Here is a 7112-nt window from a genome sequence, read left to right on the forward strand (position 1 = left end):
AATACAACCTGCTGAAACGGGTGAATTATCTGCGCCTCAGGAATGTCTGCTTCCGGAACGCAGTCCAAACTCGACCCGCTGCATCGCCGCAAGGCAGCTCCGAGCCCGTTTTAACCAATGCTGCGCAGCGCACGAATGGCAGGTTTGGCGGTGTCTGACCTGACGTGTCTTACAGGCCGCCTCAGCGATCCGCAGCAGTATCGCCCTTACTTCGGACGCTTCTTCACTCCGTCGCGTTACAATGTGCTTCGAGCACCAGAGCGGGCAGTTTGAACCGGTTTTTCGATCCTGTTTCTCGGTGCTTGATGGGCAGTGGATAGCGGGAAGCCAAGGCGCGCTTGGTTTTTTGAATCTGATCAACGATACGGAGATTCTGCCAGATGCGCTTCAACATGCGCGGCAAAGGCAACTGCGTTCTTGCTATCGTCGTGTGCCATAAAGGTCGTCACATTACCGATGCTTGGCAAACCAAGTTCCGACGAAACAAGTGAAACATCGTTCTTTGCAATTGCTTTTGGCAACGCTGCAATTGCAAGATCAGCCCGCACCGCCGCCAGCTGCCCTGCGGATGTGTCGCTCGAATAAGCCACTCGATAAGGGATTGCTGCCTGATCCAACGCGGCAAGTGCTGCATCCCGCCACGAACACCCCTTTTCCGAAACAGCAATTGGCAGAGGCGTATTCTGCACGGCCGCACCATCTGTCGCTTGCAACCAACAAAGCTCTTCCGTATAGAGTTTGCGCGCAGCGCGTATCCTAGAATTCGGCTCACTGAAAAAGACTACCTGTGCATTTCCAGACCCAAAAAGGTCCTGAGCCGCATCACATGCATCCAGTCTGACTTCGACGCATATGTTCGGGTGCGTCACGGCAAAGCGTTTCAAAAGCGCGGGAACCGTCGATATTCCCAAATCATGCGGTGCAGCAAGCCGCAGATGTCCCGAAAGTGTCGACCCGCGAAATTTTGACAGCGTCTCATCGTTCAGGCTCAGCAGGCGACGGGCATATCCCAAAAACTGTTCACCTGCTTGGGTCAACGTGACCTTCCGGGCATCTCTGTGCAGCAGCTCACAGTTCAGGAGCTCTTCGAGCTTTGCAACTTGTAAGCTGACAGCCGAAGGGGAGCGATTGACGCGGTTTGCGGCCAATCGAAAACTCCCTGTGTCACAAATCGCCGCAAATGTGCGCGCCATGTCGAGGCTAATCGTCCGCATTGGCTCAGCATCATTAGAAAATAACGGTGAGGATATCTCATTCATAAGTCCAGAATGTATCGTTTTTCTAATGTGATGAACAGGGCTAACTTCCCCTCAACTGAGGAGAACAGACGTGGATGCATCAACGAAGACCCTATTGTCAGGCCTGTTTTGGGGCGGCATCGCCGTCGCGGTATTGTCCGGATCTCTCGTCATGTTGCGGCTTGGCGTTCAGACATCCCTGAAGCCGTTCGATCTTGCGGCACTGCGTTTTGGCATCGCGGCCTTGTTGTTGGTCGGTGTCATCTGGCGACGCGGGTGGGCGATGGACAAGCTGGGCGTCTTGGGTGTTCTGGCTCTCGTCACGTGCAATGGCGCGCCCTACATAATGGTGCTGTCCTTCGGGTTTGAGTTTGCGCCTGCCTCTGACGCCGGGGCGATCAATCCAGGTCTCATGGCTGTGTTCGTTGGCATTCTTGGGTGGATCTTTCTGGGCGAAAACATGAGGGTGGCCAAAATCGCAGGGATACTGGCGGTGCTGGCCGGGACCGCGCTGTTCACGGACCTGCTGACTTTGAGGCAGGCCTCCTTCGGGCACCTCATTTTCGCAATAACGGGTGGGATGTGGGCGAGCTATGTCATCATCGTGCGGAAAACCAATCTCCCCGCCCTTCATGCAACCGCGATCGTTGCCGTCGGATCAGCTCTGTCGTTTCTGCCGGTCTATCTTGTGTTTTTTGGGGGGCAAATATTGCAGGCTCCGGTGCGCGACATTGCAGCCCAAGCGATTTACCAAGGTGCGCTCACTGGTGCTTTGGCGGTATTTGCATTCACAAAGTCAACAGAATACTTAGGAGCCTCGGCTGGGGCGGCTTTGACAGCGCTTATTCCAATCGTCACGCTGATTATGGGCGCAGCTTTTCTGGGGGAGACGGTTGATGGTTGGAAAATTTTCGCCTGCGCTCTGGTTGGTCTCGGCGTCTTCCTCACACTTTATGCCCAGCGTTCGTCAGCCGCCAGCCGCAGATCCGAGATGACAGAGCAGCAAACTACGCCCCGGCAATGGCCCACAGGAGAGTCGGGCGCATAACGCCAAGTGAGATACAAAACCGCCAACAACAGCCATTTGCTGAAAATGTCACAGCTCGGCTTGCTTTAAAGCGCGCGCCTGTCTGCGATCAAGACCTCAGGTTTGTCAAGTACCGGAGCAGATTAGTGCTTGTCCAAAGGGGTCATTGGAGCAACCGCAGCGAAGGCTCGCTAAGTCCGCTCAGCAGACCTCTGTGCAAACTGCAGCGAATGTCCGTTTCTCTAATTGGGTGTCTGGGTCAAGCTCGTTTTCCTTCTTTTGAATGATCAGGGATCGTATATCCGGGTCACGCTTCTCTTCGCAGTCTGTGTTGGCGTTCGAAAGGGCGCCGCTGCATGCATGTGTCGGAATGGAAGTGGAGAGCCCCGCTTTCCGGCGCGCTTCAAGTTGCGCAGCAGACATTTTCGGCTTCATCCACGAACCTCGTCCGGATTGGACGATCCCGTCAGGTTAATTGGTAGGCTACTTGTTCATGCCGCGCCTCCAACGTGTTCCTGACGGAATTCACTGCCATCGATCCACATACGGTGAAGCAGAACGGCAAGTTTACGGGCAACTGCGACAACAGCGCGTCGACGGCCTTTGGTGCGCATCAATCGCATGCCCCAAGATTTAATCTGTGATCCTGCCATGGTTCGCATCAGTAATGCATTGGCAGCAGCGTAAAGAGTTGCGCGAACATCTCTGTCCCCGGCCTTTGATATTCGACCCGGATTGTCATGTTCACCCGACTGGAAACGCCTCGGAGTGAGCCCAAAATGCGCAGCGACCGTGCGCGAGCGTCTGAACCGGCCAGGATCATCGACGGCGGCCTTGAAAGTGAGTGCTGCAATCGGGCCAACACCCGGTATGGTCATCATGCGCATACAAACATCATCTTGAGATGCTGCACGTTTCACGCGTCTGTCGAGCTCAAGATAGTGTTGGAACAAGACAGTCCGTGCATCCAGCAGTGGTATGATCGCATGGGCAAGAACGTCATCCATCTTAATCATAGGTCGCACCAATGCATCAAAAGACCCGTGCTTTACCGTTCGTGGCAAGCGAACTCCAAAGATCTTCAACAACCCTCGCACCTCATTGGCCAGATCCATAGTCTTCTTGAGCAGCGCTTTTCGGGTGCTCAAAAGCGCCCTCAGCCCGTGGGCCTCCCGGCTCTTCATGTGAACGGGGCTAAACCAACCTGTCCGCAAAATTTGAGCAATGCCCTTTGCATCCGTCTTATCAGTTTTGTTTCGCATCGCAGACAACGCGGCACTCACCTGACGTGCTTCCATGCAAACGACGTCAAAACCAAATGACTGCAAGCCAAAGTATAAATGCTGACTTAATGCACCTGCTTCGAAACCAACGCGTTCAACGGGGTGCTCAAAAGCTTCAAGGCAATCGGCAATGTCCTCGACTTCGCATGGCAGTTCTCGTTCGAGATGAACTTTGCCTTTGCCGTCGACGATGCAAAGCGCACAGGACCGCAGCGACACATCTAATCCAACATAGTATTCCATTCTCTGTCTCCCTTGTTCACAGTCATTCTGTGATCTTAACGGGAGCTCGACCTAAGTGCAGGGTCAGCCCAATTACGCATGCTTTGCGCCACCTTTGCCGCAGGCGGTGTTTCTGCCAAATATGATGTATCACCTACTTACGATCCGCTTCAGGGCATCATGGGCATTTTCCAACAGATAAATAGATCCGAAATCCTGACCATCTGGTGCAAAGCGCTGCACTCCAAAAGCGGTAAGCTTGCGCCCAAGAGAATGACCTCCCATTTCAGCCACGGACGAAAGTAATTTCAGCGTCGTGAACCGAGCATGAAAGAGTTGTCGATCTTCATCGGTCACGTAGAGGCCCGTTCGCCGCGTCTTCGGGTTGTAAAGGCCCGTCGCTCTCATGTGACCGGCTTAGTACAGCGCAAGTATCGCGCCGCTCTTTTGCAACCCGATCTCGGTACCAAACTCAGACAAAGTCGTGCAATCAGGTCGGTCTAAACTCAATTCATCCAGTTCGGTCTGCTGCACACATATTGCTGTGTAACCAATTTTTCCCTTTCGGAAGCCGACAGCGATTTGCCGCGTCCGGACCGCATCAATCGCGACGCTGACGTCAATGCGCGCACGTCCGGCGGCAATCCCAAGGGGTACCCAGTCTCTATCGTCATCATCAACCAGCGCCGCATTGGCCGTGAGACTTGCAAGTAGGGCATCCACATCAGCTATGTCCCAATGGTATTTCGAAACTCCAACTGGAAGCGCCGGGGTAAAGACACTTTGGCGAACGAGAACATCAAATTGCCCTGATGAAGCGCCAAGCCTCTTGGCCATCTCCTTTGCCATCACCAAACGCTGGGCTTTTTTGAGGGTGGGACCGGCGTGGATTGCATCAAACGTCAACCGAGTATCAGGTCGACTATCGTCGCTGTCGATGATGCCTTCGTTTTCTAAGATTTGACGCGCCACCTTTTTAGACCTTCCAATCTTTTCCGAAGCGCTTGCTACTGAATGGAGCCGCCGCGCAAGAAGGGGTTTACCCAACACAACTTCACCAGCCGGGATAGCCCAAGTTTCAAGAATAACTTCACGCAAAAGCTCACGATAAGCGTCACACCGAGGGTCATCAGCAGCATCATGCGCCAACCATCTGTAAAGATGACCAAAAGCTACGCGTGTGCCATCATGTGGCCCGCTCGCTGCACTGGAAAGATTACGAAGGGCTTGGCGTATTGCTTCTGGACCACTGCGCGCGACATCGAAGCCGACTGCCCTTGCCGGTTCCTCTATGGATTCCACGTCAGGCATAACCCGTATCAATTCGGCCCCAAGAAGCCTGCAAAACGTAGCCGCAGTATCCGTGGCTTGCGTCGATAACCAAGTCACATCCGAACCGGTCGAAAGACGCTCGCCCAGCCAAAAATCGTAGGGGCTGATCGGCTGGATAGGCGGGTAAAGACGATCAGACATGATGTCATCCGCGATTTTACGAAGGCGCGTTGCAAAGTCATATCTGGACCAGAGGTTAGCGACCTTCCAAAGCGGGACCAGAGGCTGACTGTGGTGAAGGCACATTTCGGTGTACCTCAGTTGCCAATGCCCCTGCATAACCATTTGGCCCTCAGGCTGAATTTGATCAGAAGTGACATCGCCTCGAAGACAAGATGGGCAGCCTCTGACAGTAGGGCTGATCAAATCTCGAGAAACATATGTCTCCCCTCTGAACAGCGTTTGCACCCCAGGCAGGGCTTGCGGTGACCAAGATCGAACCTCTTCCAAGATGTGAGCCTGCAGCCCCAGTAGCTCCGCAACGTTCTCCACCAGTTTCTCATCGTGGCTAATGAGCTCCTTGGAGGACATGCCCCGTTTCATTTAAGGCTTTTCGGCCGACGCAATCCGGATTTCTTGGATATGCAGATTAGTTTTGGCACGCACATGGTCAGTCATAGTAACCATCGAGTGGAGCAGCCATCAGAATGGCACATCAGCGCATTCGGTTGGCGACACCGGGAACCCTGCACTGAGGAGGCTAAACGAGCCTGTACTTGGCAGGATGCGGCAAAGACTGCGATGCAGATTGTTGCGTGCCATCCGGCAAATAACCGGCGCATCACAGTATCGGTTCCCAACGCAAACCTACGCAAACCAGAGCGTAGCACCGGAAGCGCGGCACCCGTTGCTGCGGAGTTCATTACCGAGCAGCTCAGACGCATGGAGCTCCTGCCGGAAAGCAAAAATGGAGCGAGAACCCCGAACGACTGTCAGCCGTCCTCTGGCAGATAGAGCGCCTTTTTGCAAAATATCGGTAAATCAGCTCAAAGCGCAGGCTCACGACCTACCAAAAAACTATCGTTTGTTGAACGGTTTCATCGAAGCGAACTTTGGCGCGGCCGCAGCCAACGACCGCAAGGTCCGCGTCTTACCTGTTTGGACACGCCGCAACGAAGGGCGCTGTTTCCCGAACCAGACACTAGCAACTGTCGCAGCAAAGATGTCGTGAGAGCCATACGGCCGATTTTCTGCTATTTCGCGGGCGGCTTTAACGCCGCCCGCGAAATTGACCTATAAGTCCAGCAAACGCCGCAATTCGGCCAAGGCTGCATCGGACAACTGCCTTCCGCCAGTCAAAACAGACAGGCTTTCTTCGGAAGATATCTGGGCTTCGACAGCATCTTCACTTGCGACGTCATATGCGATGGCAGCGGTTGTGACGGCGTCCTCATATCCACCGTCAGGGAACTCAGCGGCAACTTCTGCTTCAGACAACCCGACCAGGCGTTGATAGTCAGCATATGCTTCGTCCCGTACGGCGACGACGTCAGCAAAATCCTCTTGAGCCTGTTTGTAGATGTTGAGCTTGCCAGGCATGCTGTTGGGTGAAGCGTTTGCAAGTGCATTGGAATTTGCGTGGGCCGCATTCAAGCCACGTAGCTCGCGGGCGAGTTGGCCCCGACCGTTGTTGCCGGAAGATGCGCGTTCTGCGTTGCGTCCTTCATTGTTACCTCGATCGCCACTATTACCGCGACCGTTTCCGTTTCCATTCCCGCCACGCTCTGCGAAAGCAGATGTGGATGACATTGTCAAAACAGTAGCAGTGGTCACGGAAAGCGTGAGTGCAATGCATGCGGTTTTAACAATCGTTCGTGTATTAAAGGTCATCGCGCTTCAATCCTTGTCATTCATGATTCTTGACCTTTTGTAATCGAAACAGAATGAACCTGAGCTGAATGGCAAGTTGGATGTCGTTCATGTTGTCACCCGCAATCCAAGCCTTGTCAGCAAGAGCCGGGTCAGTTGTTTCTGTTTGGAATAATTTGTTTCGCGGTTAACGGAGCCAGC

General features: G+C 53.9%; 6 protein-coding genes and 1 pseudogene. 1 reads left to right on the plus strand and 6 read right to left on the minus strand.

Features of this window, described 5'->3' with window-relative positions:
* Positions 1-356 precede the first annotated feature (356 nt).
* Complete coding sequence (locus AC221Y_RS17495) at positions 357-1214, minus strand: LysR substrate-binding domain-containing protein (protein WP_486707869.1); 858 nt, start codon at positions 1212-1214, stop codon at positions 357-359.
* 115 nt (positions 1215-1329) lie between these two features.
* On the opposite strand from AC221Y_RS17495, the gene AC221Y_RS17500 reads away from it, so the two are divergent.
* Positions 1330-2286 (plus strand): DMT family transporter, encoded by a 957-nt coding sequence (locus AC221Y_RS17500; protein WP_486707870.1) that lies wholly within the window; start codon positions 1330-1332, stop codon positions 2284-2286.
* A 470-nt stretch (positions 2287-2756) separates the two neighbouring features.
* Here the strand turns inward: AC221Y_RS17500 and AC221Y_RS17505 are convergent, their stop codons facing one another.
* From AC221Y_RS17505 to AC221Y_RS17525, 5 genes and pseudogenes are all read right to left on the minus strand, one after another.
* Positions 2757-3791: an IS110 family RNA-guided transposase gene (locus AC221Y_RS17505; RefSeq protein ID WP_486707871.1), complete on the minus strand. Its 1035-nt coding sequence runs from the start codon at positions 3789-3791 to the stop codon at positions 2757-2759.
* A 129-nt stretch (positions 3792-3920) separates the two neighbouring features.
* Positions 3921-4127, minus strand: coding sequence for a hypothetical protein (locus AC221Y_RS17510; RefSeq protein ID WP_486707872.1), 207 nt, complete (start codon positions 4125-4127; stop codon positions 3921-3923).
* A gap of 60 nt (positions 4128-4187) precedes the next feature.
* The gene (locus AC221Y_RS17515; protein ID WP_486707874.1) at positions 4188-5081 is read right to left on the minus strand and encodes a hypothetical protein; all 894 of its coding nucleotides are present in this window, start codon (positions 5079-5081) and stop codon (positions 4188-4190) included.
* Between the two features lie 252 nt (positions 5082-5333).
* A pseudogene (locus tag AC221Y_RS17520) lies at positions 5334-5645 on the minus strand (TniQ family protein); the annotation flags it as partial.
* Between the two features lie 690 nt (positions 5646-6335).
* On the minus strand, positions 6336-6932 hold the full coding sequence (locus AC221Y_RS17525; protein ID WP_486707873.1) for a hypothetical protein: 597 nt from the start codon (positions 6930-6932) through the stop codon (positions 6336-6338).
* Positions 6933-7112: the final 180 nt, after the last annotated feature.

Source organism: Boseongicola sp. (assembly GCF_057460485.1).

Coding starts and splice junctions, on each gene's coding strand:
- AC221Y_RS17495 (WP_486707869.1), bottom strand. CDS start 1,214: ATGCGGACGATTAGCCTCGACATGGCGCGCACATTTGCGGCGATTTGT.
- AC221Y_RS17505 (WP_486707871.1), bottom strand. CDS start 3,791: ATGGAATACTATGTTGGATTAGATGTGTCGCTGCGGTCCTGTGCGCTT.
- AC221Y_RS17515 (WP_486707874.1), bottom strand. CDS start 5,081: ATGCCTGACGTGGAATCCATAGAGGAACCGGCAAGGGCAGTCGGCTTC.
- AC221Y_RS17525 (WP_486707873.1), bottom strand. CDS start 6,932: ATGACCTTTAATACACGAACGATTGTTAAAACCGCATGCATTGCACTC.